The organism is Austwickia chelonae, assembly GCF_003391095.1.
Classification (GTDB): domain Bacteria; phylum Actinomycetota; class Actinomycetes; order Actinomycetales; family Dermatophilaceae; genus Austwickia; species Austwickia chelonae_A.
The window spans coordinates 2,039,841-2,061,974 of record NZ_CP031447.1 but is presented as its reverse complement, the minus strand read 5'-3'; the positions used below and the strand labels follow the sequence as shown (position 1 = coordinate 2,061,974).

Annotated in this window: 17 protein-coding genes and 1 riboswitch; of the genes, 11 read left to right on the top strand and 6 right to left on the bottom strand. The window is 66.9% G+C overall.

Annotation, left to right across the window (positions count from 1 at the left end; all coding sequences use genetic code 11):
* Positions 1-104 precede the first annotated feature (104 nt).
* Together DX923_RS09020 and DX923_RS09015 are read left to right on the top strand one after the other, a co-directional pair.
* Complete coding sequence (locus tag DX923_RS09020; protein WP_116114249.1) at positions 105-3,263, top strand: ATP-dependent helicase; 3,159 nt, start codon at positions 105-107, stop codon at positions 3,261-3,263.
* A gap of 1 nt (position 3,264) precedes the next feature.
* The gene (locus DX923_RS09015; protein WP_116114248.1) at positions 3,265-6,777 is read left to right on the top strand and encodes an ATP-dependent DNA helicase; all 3,513 of its coding nucleotides are present in this window, start codon (positions 3,265-3,267) and stop codon (positions 6,775-6,777) included.
* A gap of 26 nt (positions 6,778-6,803) precedes the next feature.
* On the opposite strand, the gene DX923_RS09010 is transcribed toward DX923_RS09015, so the two are convergent.
* From DX923_RS09010 to DX923_RS09000, 3 genes are all read right to left on the bottom strand, one after another.
* Complete coding sequence (locus tag DX923_RS09010; protein WP_116114246.1) at positions 6,804-8,348, bottom strand: phosphotransferase; 1,545 nt, start codon at positions 8,346-8,348, stop codon at positions 6,804-6,806.
* 80 nt (positions 8,349-8,428) lie between these two features.
* Positions 8,429-8,692, bottom strand: a complete 264-nt coding sequence (locus DX923_RS09005) for a mycoredoxin (protein WP_116114244.1) — start codon at positions 8,690-8,692, stop codon at positions 8,429-8,431.
* A 262-nt stretch (positions 8,693-8,954) separates the two neighbouring features.
* Positions 8,955-10,481, bottom strand: a complete 1,527-nt coding sequence (locus DX923_RS09000) for an amidase family protein (RefSeq protein WP_162872880.1) — start codon at positions 10,479-10,481, stop codon at positions 8,955-8,957.
* Between the two features lie 414 nt (positions 10,482-10,895).
* Between DX923_RS09000 and DX923_RS08995 the strand changes: the two genes are divergently transcribed.
* From DX923_RS08995 to DX923_RS16190, 4 genes are all read left to right on the top strand, one after another.
* A complete protein-coding gene (locus DX923_RS08995; RefSeq protein WP_116114240.1) occupies positions 10,896-13,070 on the top strand; it encodes an ATP-dependent DNA helicase UvrD2 in 2,175 nt (724 codons plus the stop codon).
* Positions 13,071-13,198: 128 nt separating this feature from the next.
* Positions 13,199-13,390 (top strand): hypothetical protein, encoded by a 192-nt coding sequence (locus DX923_RS08990; RefSeq protein WP_162872879.1) that lies wholly within the window; start codon positions 13,199-13,201, stop codon positions 13,388-13,390.
* A 111-nt stretch (positions 13,391-13,501) separates the two neighbouring features.
* Entirely contained in the window at positions 13,502-13,771 is a 270-nt protein-coding gene (locus DX923_RS08985; RefSeq protein ID WP_116114236.1) for a WhiB family transcriptional regulator, read from the top strand.
* A gap of 255 nt (positions 13,772-14,026) precedes the next feature.
* Positions 14,027-14,179: a hypothetical protein gene (locus tag DX923_RS16190; protein WP_162872878.1), complete on the top strand. Its 153-nt coding sequence runs from the start codon at positions 14,027-14,029 to the stop codon at positions 14,177-14,179.
* Between the two features lie 92 nt (positions 14,180-14,271).
* Here the strand turns inward: DX923_RS16190 and DX923_RS08980 are convergent, their stop codons facing one another.
* Complete coding sequence (locus DX923_RS08980) at positions 14,272-15,639, bottom strand: ABC1 kinase family protein (protein WP_116114235.1); 1,368 nt, start codon at positions 15,637-15,639, stop codon at positions 14,272-14,274.
* A gap of 14 nt (positions 15,640-15,653) precedes the next feature.
* Positions 15,654-16,313, bottom strand: a complete 660-nt coding sequence (locus DX923_RS08975; protein ID WP_116114233.1) for a hypothetical protein — start codon at positions 16,311-16,313, stop codon at positions 15,654-15,656.
* Positions 16,314-16,483: 170 nt separating this feature from the next.
* Between DX923_RS08975 and DX923_RS08970 the strand changes: the two genes are divergently transcribed.
* The 5 genes from DX923_RS08970 to DX923_RS08950 all read left to right on the top strand — a co-directional run bounded on the left by DX923_RS08970 (position 16,484) and on the right by DX923_RS08950 (position 21,285).
* Complete coding sequence (locus tag DX923_RS08970) at positions 16,484-17,041, top strand: M48 metallopeptidase family protein (protein WP_116114231.1); 558 nt, start codon at positions 16,484-16,486, stop codon at positions 17,039-17,041.
* A 38-nt stretch (positions 17,042-17,079) separates the two neighbouring features.
* A riboswitch (cobalamin riboswitch) is annotated at positions 17,080-17,261 on the top strand.
* A gap of 42 nt (positions 17,262-17,303) precedes the next feature.
* On the top strand, positions 17,304-18,140 hold the full coding sequence (locus tag DX923_RS08965; RefSeq protein ID WP_116114229.1) for a (2Fe-2S)-binding protein: 837 nt from the start codon (positions 17,304-17,306) through the stop codon (positions 18,138-18,140).
* A gap of 15 nt (positions 18,141-18,155) precedes the next feature.
* Positions 18,156-19,313, top strand: coding sequence for a FecCD family ABC transporter permease (locus tag DX923_RS08960; RefSeq protein ID WP_116114227.1), 1,158 nt, complete (start codon positions 18,156-18,158; stop codon positions 19,311-19,313).
* A gap of 17 nt (positions 19,314-19,330) precedes the next feature.
* Positions 19,331-20,212 carry an ABC transporter ATP-binding protein gene (locus tag DX923_RS08955; RefSeq protein ID WP_240322578.1) on the top strand — a complete coding sequence of 294 codons (882 nt, stop codon included), beginning with the start codon at positions 19,331-19,333 and terminating at the stop codon, positions 20,210-20,212.
* Entirely contained in the window at positions 20,209-21,285 is a 1,077-nt protein-coding gene (locus DX923_RS08950; protein ID WP_116114224.1) for an ABC transporter substrate-binding protein, read from the top strand. The genes DX923_RS08955 and DX923_RS08950 overlap by 4 nt, the downstream gene beginning before the upstream one ends.
* 42 nt (positions 21,286-21,327) lie before the next feature.
* Here DX923_RS08950 and DX923_RS08945 read toward each other — a convergent pair whose 3' ends face one another.
* Entirely contained in the window at positions 21,328-22,134 is an 807-nt protein-coding gene (locus DX923_RS08945) for a YwiC-like family protein (protein ID WP_116114222.1), read from the bottom strand.

The following is a 22,134-nucleotide window of genomic DNA, read 5'->3' as shown; positions in this document are numbered from 1 at the left end:
CGGCTGTCGGAGGCTCTCGCGGGCGCGTCCGATCGGGCCGCTGCGCTGGGAGGGCCCCGACGAGCGTGGCGACGGGTGTCTCCCGCAGATGGTGGAATCAAGTCATGGTCCAGTTGCAGCGCCCTGCGCGCCCCGAGCGTCCCGCCCCCCGGCCGGCAACAGACCCCTCCCAGCAGGCTGCCGCCGCGCACCGAGGGGGGATCGCTGCCGTTCTCGGTGCAGCAGGCACCGGTAAGACCACCACCGCCGAGGCCGCCGTCCTCTCCCGGATCGCCGAAGGACACTCCGCCGACCAGTGCCTCGTCCTGGCACACTCGCGTATCGCAGCTACGCAGCTCCGCGAACGTATCTCTGCCGTTGCCGGACTGACTTCGACCACGCCGACGGCACGCACGATCGCCTCCTTGGCCTTCGCCATTCTGCGCGCCGAAGCAGTAGCTCAGGGAGAACCGCCACCCCGGCTGCTCAGCGGCCCGGAGCAGGACGCCGTCCTGCGTGAACTGCTCACCGGGCATGTCCAAGGCGTCGGCTCCGACCCGGGATGGCCTGTCGAGCTCGCCGAGGCCCTGACCACCCGCGGCTTCCGCACCGAGCTGCGCGACCTGCTCATGCGCGCAGCCGAAGGTGGCATCGGACCCGCAGGTCTGGCTGATCTGGGCCACCGACACCACCGACCCGAGTGGGTCGCGGCCGCCCGGGTCGCCGATGAATACGACCATGTCACCGCGCTCTCCAGGGCGGGCGCCTTCGACCCGGCCGCGCTGCTCGCCACCGCCGTGGACGTCCTCGACCACGACCCGATGCTGATCGACACCCTTCTGCCCGGCCTCCGAGCGGTCATCGTCGACGACGCCCAAGAGCTCACCCCGCCCGGCGCGCGACTGCTGTCCGCCCTGGCCCGCCGCGGCGTCGATCTGCTGCTGATCGGTGACCCCGACGCGGGGACCGAAGGTTTCCGCGGTGGTGATCCACGGCTGTTCCTCGACCTGGTCGGGGACGGCCCGCGATATGTCTTGAGTCGTCGTTGGCGTCAGTTCCCAGAACTCGCCGCGGTCACGCACCGGGTCACTGGCCGGATCGGAGCGGTCGGCGGGACCGTGCACCGTCGGCCCGACGGCTCTCCACCTGCTGCAGGCAGCGGGCGAGTCGAGGTCCTGCTGGCTCATTCCGCTGCACAGGAAGCCCGGCTCGTCGCCGAAGAGCTTCGCCGCGCACATCTGCTGGACGGCGTTCCCTGGTCGCAGATGGCCGTATTGGTCCGCGGCTCGGCCCGGACCGCGACATTGCGCCGTGTCCTGTCCTCCGCCCGGATCCCCGTGGTCGTTCCCGGCGCGCACATCCCTTTGGCGGAGGAACCCCCGGTCGCTGCGATGCTGACATTGCTGCGGATCTGCCTGGCTGATGTCCAAGGCAGCGAGGGATACCGGCCCCAGCAGGTCGTCGATCTGCTGGCTTCTCCCCTGTGCGGGATGGACGCCGTCGCCCTGAGACGGCTGCGCCGCACGCTGCGTTCCCAGGAGATCAGCTCGGGGCGTGGACGACCCACTGACGAAGCTCTCGTCCGGGGAATCCTCGGCGACGGAACCCTCGATGCCACCGGATCGGACGGGGCGCAGGCCCGCCGCCTCGCCCGTGCCCTCGCCGCCGGCAGAGAAGCCGCCATCCGCAGCCGTTCCGGATGGGCACCAGGGGTCACCGCAGAAACCGTTCTCTGGGCGCTCTGGCAGGGCCTCGACCTGGCCGACACCTGGCGTTCAATCGCTTTGGACGGCGGCCCTGCCGGTGCTCGTGCAGACCGGGAGCTCGACGCCATGGTCGCACTCTTCGGCTCCGCCGCCACCTATGTGGACCGGCTCCCCGGACGAGGACCGGACGGTTTCCTCGACCACATCACCGGCCAGGACGTCGCCGGAGACATGCTCACCGACCGGGCACCCAGCGATGACGCCGTCCACCTGACCACTCCGGCCGGGGCTGCCGGACAGGAATGGGATCTCGTCGCGATCTGCGGAGTCCAGGAAGGGGTCTGGCCCGACCTGCGCCTGCGCGGATCCGTCCTGGGATCCCAACAACTCTCCGACCTCCTGTCCGGGCGTCCGACAGGCCACCGACAAGCACTGGCCGCCGTCCGGTACGACGAGACACGGCTCTTCCACGTCGCGGTCAGCCGCGCGCGCCGTCGTCTGCTGGTCACCGCAGTGAGCAATGACGAGGAGCAGCCCTCTGGCTTCGTGGATCTGGTCGACCCGGCTCCGTCCGGTGATCTGAGGGGGCGACAGGTCACCGCCGTGCAGGAGAGCACCACACCGGCCGGGGTGGTGGCCCGGCTACGCCGGGAGTTGGCCTGTGCGGCGGGCCCGGAAGATGCTGCGGCGGTCGCCCGACGGCTGATCCTGCTGGCTGCAGAAGGTTTCCCGGGTGCGGATCCGGCGCAGTGGTGGGCGTTGACCGAGCTCAGCGACGACCGGGAACGTCGTCCGGCGGAGGCCACTGTGGAGGTCTCGCCTTCTCGGGTGGAGGCTTTCGGTGAGTGCGGGCTGCGCTGGTTGTTGACCTCTGCCGGTGGGGAACGGCCGCGGACCGGCGGCGCCGATGCGGTGGGTTCGCTCGTACACGACATCGCCGCGGAGTCCGACAACACCGATGCGGCGGCTATGCAGGACGAGCTGGACCGGCGGTGGCCCGAGCTGGGGCTGCCTCCGGGGTGGATCAGCGAACGGCGACGGGTACAGGCGCGGAACATGCTCGCTCGTCTGGCGGGATATCAGGTTGCTGCCGAGAGAGCGGGTTGGCATATCGCCGGGTGCGAGTTGGCCGGTCGGATCACCGTGGGCCGGGCCGAGGTCCGTGGCCGGGTCGATCGGATCGAGCGTGCCCCGGACGGCGGTCTACGCATCGTCGATCTGAAGACCGGGGCGACGAAAAGACGTCAGGGCGATCTGCCACGGCTTCCTCAGCTGGGGGTCTACCAGGTGCTGGTCGAGGAGGGTGCCTTCGACGAGGCGCTGGAGGCACAGGGCAGCGACGGACCGAGCCGTTCGGCGGGTGCCGCGCTCCTCCAGATCGGGAGCGGAGCCCGGGCCGCCTTGCAGGAGCAGCCTCCGTTGCAGGAGGACGAGGACCCGGCGTGGGCGCACCGACTCCTGGAGGAGAGCGCGCAGGGCATGGCGGCTGCCCACTATCGTGCCTGCGTGGGAACCTGGTGCCGGTCGTGTCCGGTGCGGGGGAGCTGCCCGGTGAGCGGCGACGGAGAGGCCATCTGACATGACACCCCGGTTCAGCGCCGATCAGATCGCGGTGGCCCTGGGCAGGCCGTGCCCGACTCCTGAGCAGCGTGAGGTCATCGAGACGCCGTTGGAGTCGATGCTGGTCGTCGCCGGGGCAGGCTCGGGCAAGACCGAGACCATGGCGGCCCGAGTGGTGTGGCTGGTCGCGAACGACCTGGTGACCCCGGAGGAAGTGCTCGGACTGACCTTCACCCGTAAGGCTGCCGGGGAGCTCGCCGCCCGGATCTCCTCCCGGCTACGCGCTCTGCACGAGGTCGGTCTGTGGCGGCCTGGTGGCGAGGACACCGACGACGGAGAGGACCCGGCTGTCGTCACCGACGAGAATGCGACGACGGTCTCCACCTATCACGCCTATGCCGGACGGGTGGTCGAGGAGCACGGCCTGCGCCTGGGGGTGGAGCCGGACGCCCGGCTGCTGACCGAGGCTGCGGCCTGGCAGCTCGCGCACGAAGTCGTCACCGCCTATGACGGGCCGATGGACGAGGTCACACAGGCCGAGTCGACGGTCACCAAAGCTGTGGTCCTGCTTTCCGGGGAACTCGCCGAGCATCTGCGCACCGTCGAGGAGACCGAGGCCTTCTACGCCGACCTCGTCGAGCGGATCACCGCGCTTCCGTTGGGGAGCAGCCGCGCCCGGGGAGCACCGAAACCGGTGCGGGACCTCCTGGAGGTCGTCGGAGCCCGCAGACAGCTCCTGCCTCTGGTCACGGCCTATGCCGCGGCGAAGCGGGAGCGGGACTGTCTGGATTTCTCCGACCAGGTCGCCTTGGCCGCCCGGTTGGCACGTGATTTCACCGAGGTGGCCCGGCAGGAACGTTCCCGGTACCGGGTGGTCCTCCTGGACGAGTTCCAGGACACCAGTGAGGCACAGATGGTGCTGTTGCGCGCGCTGTTCGCGGAGGTGAGGTCGGCGGCGGGGGCACCGGTCCCGGTGATGGCGGTGGGGGATCCTCATCAGTCGATCTACGGGTGGCGTGGTGCGAGTGCTACGACTTTGGCGCATTTTCCTGAGCAGTTCCCGGTACTGGCAGGGGGGGCCGCATCGGTGCGCCATCTGTCGGTCAGCTGGCGTAATGCTCAGCGGATCCTGGCGGTGGCGAACTGTGCTGCGGCACCGCTCACCGAGGCGTCTGCGGTGCCGGTGCGTCGTCTGGTGGCGGCACCTGGTGCGGGTTCTGGTGAGGTCGAGGTGGCCAGGTTCGTCACCGATGACGAGGAGGCCGCTTATGTGGCTGGTCGGATCGCTGGGTATTGGTTCGACGTGGAGGGGGTGCATTCGGGGGTCAGCGCTGCGGTGCTGTGTCGTCGCCGGGCGCAGTTCGTTTCGGTGGTCGAAGCCTTGCGGGCTCGGGGGCTTCCGGTGGAGGTGGTGGGCCTGGGGGGTCTGCTGTCGATGCCTGAGGTGATGGATGTCGTGGCGGTGTTGTCGGTGGTGGCCGATCCGGGTCGGGGCGACCGGTTGATGAGGCTGTTGACCGGGCCTGCTTTCCGTTTGGGGGCGGCGGATCTGGACGGTTTGGCTGCTTGGTCCCGGCAGCTGTGGCATCAGGAGAAGCGCCGATCGGCCGCCGTGTCCGGGGAGACGGTTTCGGGTGGGCAGGCGCGTGGTGTTTCCGAGCCGGGGACATCGGGGGCGGAGGCGTCGGCATCCGGTCCGGTCCGGCTCGGCGATGCCGGGTCGGAGGACCGTCCGGGGTTGGTCGAGGCCTTGTCGGTGCCCCCTCCGTCGGGGTGGGTCGGTCCGCAGGGGGAGACCGTCGGTGATGTGGCTCGGTTGCGGGTGGCGCAGCTGGCGGAGGTGATCGCTCGGCTGCGGGCGATGACGGGGGCTGGCTTGGCGGAGACGGTCATGGAAGCGGCTCGTCTGCTCCGGGTCGATGTGGAGGTGTTGTCCCGTCCGGATCGTCCGGTGGAGAGTGCGCGGATCCATCTGGACGCTTTCACTGATGCGGCGGCCTCTTTCCAGTCGGCGACGGAGCATCCGACGTTGGGGGCTTTTCTGGCCTGGTTGGAGATCGCGGTGGATGAGGAGCGAGGCTTGGACATGCCGGTGGCGGAGGTGTCGCACGCGGCGGTGCAGGTGTTGACCGTGCATGCGGCCAAGGGGCTGGAGTGGGATGTCGTCGCGGTGCCGGGTCTGGTCGAGGGCGCTTTTCCCAGTACGTCGGCGTCGGCACCGACGTGGCGGGAGGGTGGCTGGCGACTGCCTGAGGTGCGGGACAAGGGCTGGTGCGTGGGGGTGGAGCGTCTTCCGTACGAGTTGCGGGGAGACGCTGAAGGATTGCCTGTTCTCCGTTGGCGGGAGGCGGAGGACCTGACGGTGTTGAAGGATGCGGTCGAGGATTTCTTCGTGGCGGGTGGGGAGCGGGTGGTCGAGGAGGAGCGGCGGTTGGCCTATGTGGCGTTCACCCGGGCACGTCATCTGGTCTTGGCCAGTGCTTCGGTGTGGACGCAGGGTGTGTCACCGCGGGTGACTTCGCGTTTTCTGCTGGAGTTGGTGGGTGGGGTGGAACCGTTCGAGAGTGAAACTGTCGTCTCGGGGGCTGACGGTGAGCAGATCCGGGTCGGGCCTTGGGCGCAGATGCCGGCGCCGGATCCGGGGGAGGAAGTGGCACGTCCGGGGAGTGGGCGTGTCGAGGAGGTCGTCTGGCCGGTGGATCTGTTGGCGCGACGTCGTGTCTTGGTGGAGCCGGGGGTGACGGTCTGGCGGGAGCAGACGGCGGCCTTGCCGGTACATCCGCGTGAAGCGGTGGCTGTGGTGGAGGCAGAGGTGGCGGCTTCAGCCGCTGCGGGGGTGTCGGCGGACGCTGAGCTGTTGGCGGTGGTGCGGGAACGTCGGGAGCGGATCGCGTCGTCCGCGTTACCGGCGTCGGTGGTTCTTCCTGATCATGTGTCGACATCCTCCTTGGTCTCCTGGTTCGTGGACGAGGAGGAGTTCACGGCTCGATTGCGGCGTCCGATGCCGATGCCGCCGGCGACGCAGGCGCGGGCAGGGACGGCTTTCCATGCCTGGGTGGAGGAGTTCTTCCGGCATCCGGCGATGGTCGACGTCGAGGAGATCTGGCCGGGGGTCGATGCCGACGAGGACGTGGTGGACATCGGTGAGGCGAAGGAACGGTTCTTGGCCAGCGAGTGGGCGGGGCGGGTTCCTTCGGAGATCGAATTGGCGGTGGAGACCTATATCGAGGGTGTGGCGGTGCGCGGGCGGATCGATGCGGTTTTCCCGGAGACCGGTGTCGGGCCGGTAGATTCACGCACCGGTGCGGTGGTGGTCGATTGGAAGACGGGGCATCGGCCGACGGGTCATCGGGCACGAGCTGCTGCGGTGCAATTGGCGGTGTATCGCTTGGCTTATGCGCGGCTGCGGGGGCTGGAACTGGAGTCGGTACGGGGTGCCTTCTACTACGTCTCGTCGGGGGAGACGGTTTTCCCGCCTTTGCCGGGACCTGCGGAACTGGCGCGGATCGTGCGGGGTGACCGACGGTCCTGAGTCGGGCGGGTGGCTGAGGGGCGGGTTCAGCGGTTGCCGAAGAGGCGCCGTCCGAGGCCTCGTAGGGAGTCGGCGATGGTCTGGTGTTCTCCGGGCGAGGCGGGCTCTGCGGGGGTGGCGGGCTCTGCGGGGGTGGCGGCGGTACCGGCACGGAGCGGGAGTTCTTCAGTCGGGGGTGCGGCGGTGGGGGCGGCGGGTACGTCGTCTTGGTGGGTCGAGGGGGACGTCGGGTAGGCGATAGGTGTGGTGTCGAGAGCGTTCTCGTCGAGCGGTAGGGGTTCGGTGTGGGGGGCTTTGGGCCCACTCGGGTCGGTGGCGTCGGAGGTGTTTTCTGCGGCGGTCGAATTCCCCGAGGATGCTCGATATATGGTCTCTCCGGAGTCCACCATCCGAACGTCGCTCATCCAGGAGTTCATACCGGCGCCGCCGACCTCATCCCTGCGGTAGATCCGGTCCGGCGTGGACACCCGCGGGGGCCGGGCCGGGCGTTCAGGTCTCCTCGGCGGGATTCCCGGGTCTGCGTGCGCCATCTGCGCCGATATCTGGTCGGTGGATTCGGCGGGGCCCGGCTGTTCGTCGGGGGCTTCCGTGTCTGCTGTGGAATCCGAGGGGCTGCCGGTACGCAGCGGCTCCAGAGGAGTGCCCGGCTCCCCGACTTCTTCGTCCAGCCGTTGCAGGGCCAGCATCGTGGCGGCGATCTCGCGGCGGTCCTTGAGGTTCACCGCCGCGAGGAGGTCCTCCACCAGGCGCAGTTCTGCGAGTAGACGCGCGCGTTGTTCCAGGTGGGCGTCCGGGTGCTCGATCCGGCTCATCGTGTAGGCATCGAAGGCCGTTTCGATGGAATCCGGCGCCGCCGAAGCCACCAGGGAGGCGAAATCCTCTGCCGGGTCACCGATCCGGGCGTCTTCCCAGCCGACCACTGCCCGGATGCGTCCGCTGGTGGCGTCCTCCGCGCTGGAGAAGGAGGCCAGGATGCGTGAGCCGTCCAGGCGTCCGTGCACCGGTGTGGGAGCGAACCGCCACAGGTTGATGGTGTCCAGGAAGTTCTCCCAGCGTGAGAGCAGTCCTGATGGCACTCGACCGGTCTGGGCAGCCCGGTCGAGGGTCGCGAAATGACGTCGTCGGCAGTCCTCTGCGTCGTACACCGGGACGGAGGCCTCGTCGAAGAGCCCGCGGTCCACATTGTGCAAGGAAGCCATGGCCCGGCCCAGTTCGGCGGCCAGCCCGCGCCCCGGCGGCAGGGAGTAGAAGGACAACGGCTGTCCGCTGATCATCGGATACACCATCGCGCGTCGTCCGTCGTCCAGTTCGGCGAAGCCCTTCGGCGCAGGTACGGCGAAGGGCAGCCTGCGCGCCAGCATCCCCAGGAGAGCTACCGAGGCGTCCTGCTGGGCGGCAGCGACCGCGTCCACGGGAAGCCTGATCACCCAGCGCCGATGTTCGACGTCCTCGACGAAGGCCACCTGGAAACGCTCTCCGACCCGACCGAGGACGGCCTCGGCTTTGACGGGACGCAACCCGGGCATGGCGGCACTGGCCATGGCGGCGAGGACGAGCGCTTCGGAGGTCACGACAGACACGGTACGACGGCGCGTCGCCGAGGTCGTGTTCCGCAGCGCCGGGCGCAGGTGCGCGACCCGGCCCTTGCGGCTCAGCGGGTGGCGCGGGCCTGAACGGCTTCGGCGATCGGGTTGGTCAGGGTTCCGCCGTCGGCGAAGAGCACCGTGGGTACCGTCCGGTTGCCGCCATTGACGTGCTCGACGAAAGCGGCTGCCTGGGTATCGGTGTCGATGTCGATGAGGTCGTAGTCCACGCCGAGGTCGTCCAGGTTCCGGCGCAGTCTGGTGCAGAAGGGACACCAACCGGTGGCATAGACGGTGACGGCCCCGGGGGTAGGCAGGTGCCCCTTGGTCATGGACTCTCCTCAAACGGGCGATCGGTGTCAGCCGAGTGTGCCGTAAAAATATCGGCGAACCCAAAGGGCAGGGAAGGACGGTTGCCGTGCCAGGCCAGGAGCCGGCATCGATGACGTTCAGGCGGAAGACGGTTCCGCGCCCGACCTCGAGGGTGAGGTCGGGCGCGGAGGGAGGGCCGTCGACGGGGCATCTCTGGTGACGACGAAGTGGTTCGGCAGGGTCGTCTACTCCAGAGCGTCGCTGGGGTGTCGTCGATCGCGGCTACTTCGCGGGCTTGAGTGCTGCTGCGATGGCGATGACCTGGGGCAGTGCGTCCTGCCTGGCAGCGGTGACCTGGAAAGCGACTTCCGGCGATTCCTTGCCGACAGGATCGGTCTTCTTCTCCAGCGGCACCGAGATCCGTGGTGCGCCGGCCAATGAGAAGGCGGCCAGGTCGGTCGTCGAGGTCACGAGCGCGTCGACCTTGGCTGCGCGCAGTTCGGCATCGACCTTGGCCATGGCCTGCTTCGCCTGGTCCAGCTCCTTCTGACCGGCGGCGCGCCCTTCGTCGTCGATTTCGACGGCATTGCGCAGCATGATGTAACCGTAGGGAGCGGTCTCGGGGTTGTCCTCGTAATACTTTGCGACATCAGCCGCTTTTTTCGCTTTCCCTGTAGAGCTCCGAAAATGCTTTTCCAGCGAGGGACCGAACCCGGCTTTCAAAATGGTTTCCGCGTTCGTTTCATCCACTTTCGAAACTAGTTCGGAGATCTTCTCCGGTGCCTCGACGATGTTGATATTTCCCTTCTTGGCGAGATCCTTCAGTGACTGAGGGACCTCTCCGAGCACCATGATCTTGGTGGGCGCGGGAGCAATGGTGGGCGTCGCGGCGCCCGACTCCTTCGCGGGATGGCACGCGATACCGTGGGCGAGCTGCACGTCGCGGGTGCTGCGGCCCAGGAAACCGACGGAGTCGATGCGGTCGTCGATGGGAACGATCCCGGAGATCGAGCAGCCGTCATGCGATGACTTGAGGCCCACCACCCCGGCGGCTCCGGCGGGTGCGAGGACGGAGCCGGAGGTCTCGGTGCCGACGGTGAAGTCGGCGTAGTCCAGTGCGATGGCGGTGGCCGAGCCTGTCGACGAACCCAACGGGTCGACGGTCAACGGTCCTTGCGGGCTCAGTGTCTGACCTGATCTGCCGGTAAAGCCGTTGGGGCCGCCGAAGGTGAGGTAGTTCGCGAACTCCGACAGGTTCGCCCGCCCGGCGATGATGGCCCCGCCGTCGCGGAGGCGTTGGACGACGTCGGCATCGGAGGCCGCGGTGGAGTCGGCCAGCGCCCAACTGCCGGAGTCGTTGACCAATCCGCTGACGGCGATATTGCCTTTCACCAGGGCGATCGCGCCGTGCATCGGGTTATTCGGATCTGCTTTTCCAGCTTTCTCGGCGGCCTCGATGGCGCGCTGGTCGAGTTCCATCACGGCGCGGTAGTAGACATTGCCCTTCGCGTCCTGTCCCTTCATCCGCCAGGCGTAGTAAGCGAGCATGTCCGACGAGGTGTAACCGTGCTTGACGCGCAGCTGGTGGCGGGCCATCATGTCGGCGTCGGCGAACTGCGTCTTCATCTCTTTCAGGCGGCTTTCGCCCACCCGGTCGATGAGGCGGTCGAAGGCAGCCATGTTGACTTCGGTCTGCCGGGGGAAATGGTTGGTGTTCTCGTCCAGTGTGAGGACCTTGCCCTCCTGCCGCTGGAGCCCGGTCAGTTGCTGCAGAACCCGCGCCCCACTGCTGACGATTCCGACGATCACGGCTGTACCGACGAGTAGGGCGGGGACCGCCTTGCCCCACGTGCGGCCGCGCCGTTTCTGATTTAGAGCGTAAAGGCCTAAAAAGGCGGTAGCGGCGATGGCTGAGACCACAACGGCCACCGTGGCAAAAGATGCGCCATATGCTTCCATAATAAGTGTTAATGCTCCCACGGACGCATTTAAACACCGCTGGTTAGAAGGTAGCTGGGAGAACTACGTGAAAACACAGCGAGTGATGCTCCAGGTTCCCTCGCCGGTGGTCTGGCCGGTACGACCTGAGGGACTCGCCCCCGCGTGGACAGGTACGCGTGGCCTCGACGAGACGTGCCGGGCAGGCTGCCGAGGATGCTCTTGGCGAGATCTGGATTGAAATATTTTGCGCGATGACGGGCTCTTCCTGGGAGGATGCCAGGGATGAGACCTGTAGCGGATGCCGATGCGGTGCTGGCGAACTTGGACCCGCAACAGCGGGAAGTGGCTTCGCAGCCGTTGGGGTCGATGTGCGTCCTGGCGGGTGCGGGCACCGGCAAGACGCGGGCGATCACCCATCGGATCGCCTACGGCGTCCATGCCGGAGCTTATGTGCCGGGCCGGGTTCTGGCGGTGACTTTCACCGCGCGGGCCGCGGGGGAGATGCGGACCCGGTTGCGCTCCCTCGGTGTGGGTGGCGTGCAGGCGCGGACCTTCCACGCGGCGGCGCTACGTCAGCTGGCCTACTTCTGGCCGAAGGCCATCGGGGGGCCACCTCCGCAATTGCTGCCGCAGAAGGCCGGGGCGGTCTCCGAGGCCTGTCAGCATCTGGGGATCCAGGCGGATCGGGCAGCGGTCCGGGATCTGTCGGCGGAGGTCGAGTGGGCGAAGGTCTCGGGGGTGACGGCTGAGACCTATGCCGCGGTGGCCCGCAAGTCGCACCGCGATCCGGCCGGGGTGGATCTGACCACCGTCGCCCGTTTGCTGGACGCCTACGAGATGGTGAAGACCGGGCGTGGGGTCATCGATTTCGAGGACGTCCTGCTCATCCTGTGTGGCATTCTCGCCGATCGCCCGGATATTGCGCGTGAGGTGCGCGGGCAGTACCGACACTTCGTGGTCGACGAGTACCAGGACGTCAACGCCGTACAGCAACGCCTTCTCGACCTGTGGGTGGGGGAGCGCGAGGATCTCTGTGTGGTCGGTGACCCCAATCAGACGATTTACAGCTTCACCGGGGCCGACCCACGTCATCTGTTGGAGTTCACCCGGCGTCGTCCGCAGGCTTCCTTGGTGCGACTGGTCCGTAACTACCGGTCGTCCCCGCAGATCGTCGCCTTGGCCAATGCGGTGTGGGGGGAGCGGGCTCGTGCCGAGGGCGTGGCTGCTCCCTTGCGCTTGGAGGCTCAGGGCGCTTCGGGGCCGCCTCCGGTACTGACCGCTTACTCCGACGAGGAGAGCGAAGCGGCCGGGGTGGTGTCGCAGATCCGTTCGCGGATCGCTGCTGGAGTCCAGGCGGGGGAGATGGCGATCCTCTTCCGGACCAATGCCCAGTCGGTGGTCTTCGAACAGGCGCTTTCGGCGGCAGAGGTGCCTTATCTGGTGAAAGGTGGCGAACGTTTCTTCCGTCGGGACGAGGTCAAACGGGCTCTGGTTCTACTGCGGGGCGCCGCGGTGTCCGACGACGGAACTTGTCCGCTGCCTGAGCTGGTGCGTGATGTGCTTGCCGGAGCGGGGTGGAGCCCGCAGCCCCCTGCGGGAGGTGGCGCTGTCCGTGAGCGCTGGGAGTCCTTGACCGCGCTCGTGCAGGTCGCTGACGACTTGGTGACCCTGTCGCCGCGGGCGCGACTGCGTGACCTGGTGGGGGAGCTGGACGAGCGGAGCGCAGCTGAGCATCCTCCGTCGATGCAGGGGGTGACCTTGGCGTCCTTGCATGCGGCGAAGGGGCTGGAGTGGGACGTGGTCTTTCTTGCGGGCTGCAGCGACGGATATATGCCGATCATGATGGCTGAGGGCCCGGATGCGGTGGAGGAAGAACGTCGTCTCATGTACGTGGGGTTGACGCGGGCCCGCAGGGAACTTCGTCTGTCGTGGGCCGGTGCGCGGGCGTCGGGGGGACGGCAGAACCGTCGTCCTTCCCGTTTCTTGGCCGATGTGTCTCCACTGGTCGGTTCGCAGAGTACGCCGGGTGCGGGTGGGCGTCCGGCAGGTGGGGTCGCGTCCGAGAAGGATCGGCCACGGAAACCTCCGTTGCTGTCGAGATGTCGGGTGTGCGGGGCTTCTTTGGACTCGGCGGCAGAACGGAAGATGGGGCGTTGCGGTCAGTGCCCGCCCTCCTACGACCCGGAGATCTTCGAGCGTTTGGAACAGTGGCGATCGGTAGTGGCCGAGCGTGACCGGGTTCCGACTTTCGTGGTTTTCACCGATGCGACATTGACGGTGATCGCAGAGCGGGAGCCGCACGATCTGGCGACATTGGGGCGGGTGCCGGGGGTGGGCGCACGGAAGGTGACGCGTTACGGTTTGGCGGTCTTGACCGTGGTCGCCGGCGGAGATGTGGGCAAGGCGGTGGCCCTGGTCGGCACGGAGTCGAGCGAGAAGCGTCCAGACGTCAACTGAATCCGTTGAACACGCAGGTCAAAAAATGATTGCGCTCGGGGGGCGGAGTTCTTACTCTTGACCTGGCTGTTGAGCGAATGTTCTTCATGCCTGGTGTGCCCGCGCGAGACCGACAGGAGGTGGCGACGATGATCAAGCTGATGACAAAACTGGCTTTTCCCGATGCCCCCCTGGGCGTTCCCGGAGATGGCTCCGGTGTTTCCCTCGCGGTGGCCGCGCCTGCTGATGCCTTCGTCGTGGCGCGTTCCGGTGATCGTCTACTCACTCCCACCTCTCTGTCTTCCGTCAGTGGTCCGCCTGCATGGGGCGCCATGATCTGAGCATCGGATCAGGCACCTTACTGGCCGCGGAACCCTGACGGGTCCTGCGGCTTTTTTCGTCGGCGTTGCGGCCGTAGGGCGCGTTCCTTTGCTATCAGGAAGTTCGTACTGATGAGTGTTGTTAGCAGTTGTTTTCCGCCTTCCATGGTTTTGCCCTGCCAGGAGGGTCATGGCGAATTGTGGTTCGCCGAGAATCCGTCTGAGGTCGAGACGGCCAAGGTCCAGTGCCAGGGTTGTCCGTTGCGGGTGGAGTGCTTACAAGGTGCTCTGGATCGTGCTGAGCCCTGGGGTGTCTGGGGTGGTGAATTGGTGCTCCACGGAAAGGTGGTGGCACGCAAACGGCCACGGGGGCGTCCGCGCAAGGCCGAGATTGCTGCCTGAGTGAACCATTTGTCCGGCTTCTGGTCGGTTCTTCTTCAGGCGATTTTTCGGTGAACTCGCAGGCCTTGTGCTCTTTTCAGTAAAAAGGACGGTCGTCCAAGAGGGGCGAATTATTGCTCTCAATTCCCTTGACGTCAAGGATTTTGACCTGCTAATTTGCCATCTCTTTACTGTGAAGGTAAAGTTAATCCCTGGGTAAGCGGGTTTCATATCCGTATCTCAAGCACATGTGATGCCCATGGAGGGGGAAAATTCATGAAGCCGAACGGTGCCCTGTTGACTCTCGACCGGCTGCGCTTGGCCGTCACTCGTAACGAGATGACCAAGAAGCGCGATGGCCAGGAAGAAGACAACATGAGCTATGCGTATAACGCCACGATCCTGCGGGACGTGGTCGGCCTCCGCTGACGGAAGGCCGATATGGGTCGGGGGCGACAGACATGATCTGTCGCCCCCGACCCATATATCGTGCAGAGAAGTTCGTGGCACCCTCGGGTGAGTCATCCGCCCCGAGGATCCCCCTCTGCAGAGTCGTCCTCCGCGACCCTGGAGGACCAGTCCGGGTCCAGGCCGGGCAGCCAGCTGTAGGCGATCTCCGCCGCTTGTACCGTCCCGCCCAGCTGGCAGAGCACTCCCAGGCCACCGGCCCACACCCGGTGGATCAACAGGTACTCGGGCGGCAGATTCAAGCGAAGACCTAACCCGAAGTCCTTCTCCCGGGGGTCCCGCAACCGCTCAGCTTGCCCAGACATCCACTCCCGGGTGAACGTGAAGCTTTCCACCGCGATCGGCTCGGTGAACGGTGCCAGATAGTTCAGCAACTGGCCGGCGTCCACCTCAGCGCCGTCCTGGACGAAACCTTCCTCGGACAGTACCCGAAGAACCCCCGCTGCATCCCCTTCCAGGGCGGAACGCAAAGCGCGCCCCATCGCCAGCGGCATACCGCCGGGGAGTGCCCCCACCGCGCCGAAATCCAGCACCCCCAGACGTCCGTCCGGAAGGATCCGGAAGTTCCCCGGGTGAGGGTCGGCATGGAGCAGCCGAGCCAGTTGCGGCCCGGAGAACAAGAACTCCAGATAACGATCCGCGGCGTGGTCTCTTTCCTGCGGGGTGCCCTGCGCGATGATCTCGGCGAGCGGACGCCCCTCGACCCAGTCGCTGACCAGAACGGTGCCCTGCTGAAGATGGACCCGTGGCGCGAACACCGACTCGTCCTGGTCGAAGACCTCGGCGAAGACACGCTGTCGTTCGGCCTCCAAGGAGTAGTCGAGCTCCTCGGCCAGCCGGTCCTCGAACTCGGCCAGCAGCGGCCCCAGATCCAACCCGGGGATCCAACCGGTGGTCATCTTCGTCAACCGCCCCAACCGGCGAAAATCACCCAGAAGCGCAGCGCCTGCGCCGGGATACTGCACCTTCACCGCGACCTCGGTGCCCTCGGCCAACCGGGCATGATGCACCTGCCCGATGGAAGCTGCTGCCCGAGGACGATCCTCGAACTCGGCGAACAGGTCCCGCCAGTCCTCACCGAACTCCCGGACCAAGATGCGATGCACAGAAGACGGCGGCATCGGAGGGGCGCCCTCCTGTAACCGGGTGAAAGCCGCCCGGTACGGCCCGACGAGCTCCTCAGGAAGAGCCGGTTCCAGGACGGACAACGCCTGCCCCACCTTCATCGCCCCGCCCTTGAGCTCACCCAATACCTGGAAGACGTGCTCCGCAGTGCGTTGCTGAAGCTCCAGCGCGATCTCCTCGGCAGGTCTCCCGCCGAGCCTCTTGACACCGCCCATGGCTGCGCGACCTGCCAGGCTGAGCGGCAGCCCGGCGAGCTTGGCGGTGCGGGCCATCGCCCGTCGGGGGAGCTCGCTCACGACACTATTGTCGGTCAGCTCTGCACACAGTCGCATCGTGCATGAAAAGACCAACGACGTTGGATCACCGTTGGTTCCGGTAAAGCGACTTCCAAGCTGACTCCGGGGAGATGACGTTCCTCCAACCACAGGTTACGGATCATCAAGGCGGCCAGCCCGGCCCCGAGAGCGCATGCGGTCGGCTCCACCTGCGGCGAAGGGATGCCGTGATCGAGGCGAGCGAGGAACAAAGGCCACGACGGATCCTTGTCGCACCGATGTAGATCCAGACAACGCAGACAAGGCGCACCGGGGACGACGACCGGCCCTACGGTCACCCGATTGGTGTCGTACACGACCGGCAGATGCGGCACCCTCGCGTTGCGCCAGAGCCCGGCGCGGATCGACGATGCCGCCACCGGGGAAAACAGGACGACCAAACCCGGCACTCTCCGGAACTCGCCGCCTCGCAGCTCCAGATCGAGCTCGTCCGCCGCGCAGCGACCGATCATGACGTCTTCGGCGAGTTCACGTCGGAGAAGTCCGGCCAGCTGATGAGCGATCTCCCCCTCCCCGTCGAAGAGGATCCGTGCTCTCTCGCTGTCCGCACCGATGTCTCCCGGACGAACCAGCAGGGAATTCCTCGTGTCGGCGGTACAAGCCTGGACATTCCGTCCTGCTACCAAATTTCTCATTTCAGAGAGTCCTTCCACGCCACCGGCCATCACGCCACACAGTCTGCGACCAGCCCAGGCGCATGCCGAGGAGTTGTCCACAGGGCCGAGGAGGAAGGCTGCGCCCGTACCGGACTCGTGACCTCCACGAGCGATGAGACGCGACCTTCCGGGTTCCCTATGCTCGGGACATGACCGATCCCTGGGCACAGCTGCCGGTGGACGTGCGCCGCTCTGCACGCCGCCGACGGACCGTCTCCGCACGGGTGGAAGCCGGCCGACTGGTCGTCCTGATCCCGGACGTCTTCACCACCCAACAGGAATCCGAATGGGTCGCCACGATGCGGATCCGACTGGCCGCCCGGCAGCGACGGGGCCCCAGCAGCAGCGACGAAGCCCTGCGCGCGCGAGCCCACGCACTGTCAGCTCGTTACCTGGGAGGACGAGCCGTTCCCGCTTCGGTGCGCTGGGTGGACAACCAGCACACTCGCTGGGGATCGGCAACGCCTTCCCGAGGAAGTATCCGGCTGAGTCGAACCCTGGTGGGGATGCCCGACTACGTCATCGACTACGTGCTCCTGCACGAACTCGCACATCTCCTCGAAGCTGATCACGGACCAGCCTTCTGGGCTTTGCTACGCGAGGTGCCCTTCGTGGAACGCGCACGAGGCTATCTCGACGGATACACCGCTGGCCGGTCCATCGCCCAGGACCCGACCCGTCATCACTGCGCAGCAGACGAGGAATAACACGGCCAACCGAAGGAACCAGCCTGTTCGAGCCCGTGATAGATTCGCGAAGAATCAGTCGCACCCACTTCTCGGGTGCCAGGGAATCCGGTGAGAATCCGGAGCTGGCGCGCAGCGGTGAGGGTGATGACGGCGGTGACGAACCACTGGGGAGCCCCGGGAAGGTACCGTCCGTCAAGTGATCCCCAGCCCGAAGACCTGCTGATTCGCTCCAGAGCATGCGGTCCTCGCGCACAGGGCCCCGGATCCACGGAAGTGATTCATGTCGGTCGCCGACACACCCTGTCCTGCCGTCAGGCCGGAAGCACCCGGCACGCTCCCCGAAGAGACCCTTCACGTGCTGGCTGAAGCGCCGCTGCTCTGGTCGGCGGATACCGAACGGACCGGGCCGGACGAATGCTGGCGACCGGCTACGACCCTCACCGATCCGTCCTGGTGGGCGGCCGCCGCGCCCGCCTACGCCCAAGGCCTCGACAGCCCCCGTACCCGGGCCGGAGCAGCATGCGCCTTGCAGCATTACACCGGACGACTCGCCGGCGTGGTCCTCATCGCCTGGGCGCACTCCGGTCTCCTCCTCGACCTCGACCACCGATCCTGGTGGTTCAGGACCGACACCCGATATGCGACCACCGCCGTCTGCGCCCCCGACCGGGCCACACTCGGTACCGCCGAGATCACCGGGGTCACTACCGCGCTCATCGACCACTGCACGCCGCTGGTCCACGCCTCCGAAGAAGGAAACCGTCTTCCCCGACGACTCGGCTGGGGAAGCCTCGCAGCCTCCTGTGCAGCAGCCTTCGCCCTCATCCACCGATCGGTCGACACCGCCGCGCGGCCATCGGTCGCCACCCGAGCACAGGAAAGCCTCGCTGCCATCGCACGACTCACCGGACGACCCCTGGTCACCGTTGGAGCCGACACCCCCGCCGGGCCACTCCACCAGCGCAGACACACCTGCTGCCTCGTCCACACCGGCCGAGGACACGGACACTGCGGCAGCTGCCCCCGACTCTCGGACGAGGAATGGCTTCACCGCCAACAGGACCCGCCCACCACCACGATCCCCGGCCTGACCTGGGCCGACCGGCTGTACACCTGATCGGACGGAAGAGCGATGACCGACCTACGCGTTCCGGCGCCACCCGCCACATCCCCGCCGGAAAGCACACCGAACGGCCGGCCTGCGGACAACCGCACCGGCAGCGGCCTCCCCGCCCCGACGAACAGGACCGGGCCACGAGGGCGACTCCGCCTCGCGCCGATCCTGTTGACGCTGACCGTGCTCACCGCAAGCAGCGTCGTCCTCTCACTGGCCTTCGGCTCCGAACACATCGGCGTCGACCGCGTCTGGGAAGTCGTCTCCGCCCACCTGCGAGGCCAGAACTCCACCGACACCGTCGCCGACACCATCGTCTGGGAACTACGGATGCCCCGGGCACTCCTGGCCCTGATCGTCGGCGCCGGGCTGGCCATCGCCGGATGCGGGATGCAGACGCTCGTCCGCAACCCCCTCGCAGACCCCTACCTGCTCGGCATCTCCTCAGGCGCCTCCGTCGGAGCCACCATGGTGATCACCCTGGGCGTCCTCGCGGCCTGGGGCAGCAACGCCCTGATGGTCGGCGCCCTCCTCGGGGCGCTCGGCGCATCGATCGCCGTCTACCTGGTCGCACTCGGCCAAGGCGGACTCACCCCGCTACGCCTGGTGCTCTCCGGAGTGGTGCTCTCCTCGGCTTTCTCCGCCATAGCCTCCTTCCTCGTCTTCCTCAGCGACGACAGCCGCGCCACCACCTCCGTGCTCTTCTGGCTTCTGGGCAGCCTCGGCGGTGCCAAATGGGCGATCCTCGCGCCACCGGCCGTCGTCGTCGCACTCGTCCTCGCCGCCGCCATCGCCGTCCACGGCTGGCTGGACGCCCTGGCCGCCGGTGAGGAGACCGCCACTGCGCTGGGCGTCCCGGTCGGCGCACTGCGTACTGCCGTTTTCCTGACCTTGAGCATCCTGGTCGGTGTCGTAGTAGCCGTCAGCGGGGGAATCGGCTTCGTCGGCCTGATCCTGCCCCACCTGGCCAGGATGCTCGTCGGCGCGACCCATCGGCGGATGATCCCGGTCGCTGCACTCGCCGGGGCCTTCTTCCTGCTCTGGGTGGATGTGCTGGCCCGGATGGTCGCCCCACCCCAGGAGGTTCCGCTCGGCGTGGTCACCGGGGCCATCGGGGCGCCGCTCTTCCTGCTGCTGATGGGACGACGCGGCTACCGGTTCGGGGGACAGTCGTGAACGCGGAGACTCAGGTCGTGTCAGAGGCGACCCGCCGATCACAGACCCCAGACCTGGGGACGAGTACTTCCGCGGCGGACGATGACGGTCTTCGTTTGCGCCGGGTCGGTTTCCGGATCGGCCGCGCTCAGCTCCTCGAAGAGGTCGACCTGTACATACCTCGAGGTCGGCGTACGGCGGTGGTCGGTACCAATGGTGCTGGAAAGTCGACCCTGCTCAAGATCCTTGCAGGATTGCGTCCACCGACCAGCGGCCAGGTCAGCCTCGACGGTGTTGATCTTCGTGCTGTCCCTGCGGCGTCCCGCGCCCGGCAGATCGCCTTCGTCGGGCAGGAGGACGTCCCTGCGGCTGACCTGTGCGTCCGGGAAGCCGTGGCTTTGGGCAGAACGCCGCACCGGCGGCCCTGGCAAGGTGGAGGTACGGGGGAACGTCGCCTCGTGATGGGTGCACTCACCGCTGTGGGTATGGCACATCGCATCGATGACCCCTGTGACCGGCTCTCCGGTGGGGAACGACGGCGGCTGGTCCTCGCCCGGGGGCTGGTCCAGGACGCCGGGATCCTCGTGTTGGACGAACCCACCAACCATCTGGACATCGCCTGGCAGCTCCGTCTCTGGTACCTCTTGGGCGAGCTCTCCGGCACCGTCGTCGCCGCTGTGCACGACATCGACATCGTGCTTCGCCATTTCGATGCCGTGATCGTTCTGGCTCAGGGCAGGGTCGTCGCTGCCGGCGATCCGGTGGATTCCTTGACCCCTGAGGTGATCGCTGAAGCCTTCGGGGTTCGTGCCCACACCGTCTACGACCCGCACACGCAGGGGACACGCCTGCTCATCGATGACGTACTGACCCGTTCACCCGTGCCGGCGCCGGACGAGGCGCCAGGGAAGGAATCATGAGACCTCGCACCAGACTGGCCATTTCCTTTCTCGCGGTGGGCGCGCTGACCGTCTGTACCGCCTGCGGGTCGCCGAAGAGCACTTCTGCTGCGGGCCCCGGTGGTGCCAAGGTGACCGTGAACAACTGCGGACGTGATGTCACCTACGACGCCCCGGTGAAAAGACTTTTCGCGTACGACGGGAGCATCATCTCGATCGCTCTGGCTGTCGGTGCGCATCCCGAACTCGTCGCGGTCAGCGGCTTGAAGAATCATCAGGACCTGTTGCGGCTGAAGTACGGTGATCAGGTCGACAGCCTGAAGCAGGTCTCTCCCAAGGGGCCGACGATGGAAAATATCGTCGCGGCTCGCCCGCAGGTGGCCTTCGCCGGATGGAACTACGGTTTCAGCGAGGCGAAGAATCTCACTCCGGACACGCTCAAGGAGCGCGGCATCGGCTCCTACCTCCTCAGCGAGACCTGTCTGCAGAACGACGGGAAGACCCGGGGTACGATCCCGCCCTGGGAGGCTCTGCGGCAAGACCTGCTCAACATCGGCAAGATCACCGGGCACGACGACATCGCCAAGGGTGTCGTCGACGACATCACCCGTCGACGTGAAGCCTTGGAGAAGGCACCGAAAGCAGCGAAGAAACCGGTGGCCTTCCTTTTCGACAGTTCCAGCGATCAGATTCTCTCCAGTGGGAGTTTCGGCGCTCCCCAAGCTGTCTTCGACACCGCAGGGGCCGGTCATGCTCTGGCCGACGTGAAGAACACCTGGACCCGGGTCAGCTGGGAACGGATCACCACAGCCGACCCCGACTTCATTGCCTTCGTGGACTATCCGGCACAGGAGTTCTCCGCGAAGGTTGAAGCCCTCAAGTCGAATCCGGCGAGTTCTCAGCTCAGAGCCGTCAAAGAGGGACGCTTCATCAACCTTCCTTATGCGATGTGGACCTCTGGCCCCATGAATATCGATGCGGCAGAGTCGGTCCGGGCCGCGATGGAGAAATGGGGGTTGCAACCGGCCAGCGGTATCACCCCGGCTCTGGACATTCGCCCGCTCAAGCTCGGCGGAAATGCTTGGTTGGACTGACCTGGGCCGTCCGGCGCGGCGGACAGCACCACCGCGCCGGGCTCACCAGCACAGCAGAAGAGCCAGCAGGACGGCGGACGCGCCGATCTCTCCGAGCCCCACGAACATCGGCCGAACCCGCCGCCCGGCCATGGCCCAGGCCCGCACGGCCAAGGCGACGAAGAAGGCCGTGGTGAGCCCTTGGAGAAGAGCTGACGCGGGGATGGCCAACACCTGTGAGATCGTCCAGAAGAGCAGCGGGCACAGCGCGTGGTATCCGATGGATACCCGGTGGAATCCCGGATTGGTGCGCTCACGGATCAGGGTCTTCACGTACAGGGCAGTACCGAAGAAATAGGCGAAGAGGACGGTCACGACCCAGGCGGTCACCTGGACCGGATCACCCGGACGGTCGTGCGCGCACGCCATTACTGCGGCGTACAGACAGGCGGCGAGGATGGTGATGGCGTCATTGGCCAGGGCGCGGTCCCGGCGTTTCCAGGAGAAGAACAGGCTGCCCAGCGCGAGCGGGAGATAGATCGGTAACCAGCGCAGCAGGCCGGGGTCGAGGACGAGCAGGGCCACCGCGAAGGGGGCGCTGATCGCCGTGTAGGTCACCATCGCGGCCCGATGCCGGGCCCCTTTGCGGCTGCGCAGGGCCAGCCCGGTGGCATTGAACAGGAAGTAGCCGCTGAACAGCAGCAGGAGGAGGAGGGTCTGGAGGAGACCCCATCCGTGGCGTAGCCCGCCGACGAGGGCCGGCACGGCGAGCATCGCCCACGCGCCGTGCTGGCGGGGCAGCCAGTAGGCGGGGATGCTTCTCCGTCGTTTCTTCCGGGGGGTGGTGACAGCGCCGAGGGGAGAGCTCAT

Coding starts and splice junctions, on each gene's coding strand:
- DX923_RS08995 (WP_116114240.1), top strand. CDS start 10,896: ATGAGACCTGTAGCGGATGCCGATGCGGTGCTGGCGAACTTGGACCCG.
- DX923_RS09020 (WP_116114249.1), top strand. CDS start 105: ATGGTCCAGTTGCAGCGCCCTGCGCGCCCCGAGCGTCCCGCCCCCCGG.
- DX923_RS09005 (WP_116114244.1), bottom strand. CDS start 8,692: ATGACCAAGGGGCACCTGCCTACCCCCGGGGCCGTCACCGTCTATGCC.
- DX923_RS08985 (WP_116114236.1), top strand. CDS start 13,502: ATGAGTGTTGTTAGCAGTTGTTTTCCGCCTTCCATGGTTTTGCCCTGC.
- DX923_RS08970 (WP_116114231.1), top strand. CDS start 16,484: ATGACCGATCCCTGGGCACAGCTGCCGGTGGACGTGCGCCGCTCTGCA.
- DX923_RS08975 (WP_116114233.1), bottom strand. CDS start 16,313: ATGAGAAATTTGGTAGCAGGACGGAATGTCCAGGCTTGTACCGCCGAC.
- DX923_RS09015 (WP_116114248.1), top strand. CDS start 3,265: ATGACACCCCGGTTCAGCGCCGATCAGATCGCGGTGGCCCTGGGCAGG.
- DX923_RS08960 (WP_116114227.1), top strand. CDS start 18,156: ATGACCGACCTACGCGTTCCGGCGCCACCCGCCACATCCCCGCCGGAA.
- DX923_RS08965 (WP_116114229.1), top strand. CDS start 17,304: ATGTCGGTCGCCGACACACCCTGTCCTGCCGTCAGGCCGGAAGCACCC.
- DX923_RS08945 (WP_116114222.1), bottom strand. CDS start 22,134: ATGAGCTCTCCCCTCGGCGCTGTCACCACCCCCCGGAAGAAACGACGG.
- DX923_RS08990 (WP_162872879.1), top strand. CDS start 13,199: ATGATCAAGCTGATGACAAAACTGGCTTTTCCCGATGCCCCCCTGGGC.
- DX923_RS08950 (WP_116114224.1), top strand. CDS start 20,209: ATGAGACCTCGCACCAGACTGGCCATTTCCTTTCTCGCGGTGGGCGCG.
- DX923_RS16190 (WP_162872878.1), top strand. CDS start 14,027: ATGAAGCCGAACGGTGCCCTGTTGACTCTCGACCGGCTGCGCTTGGCC.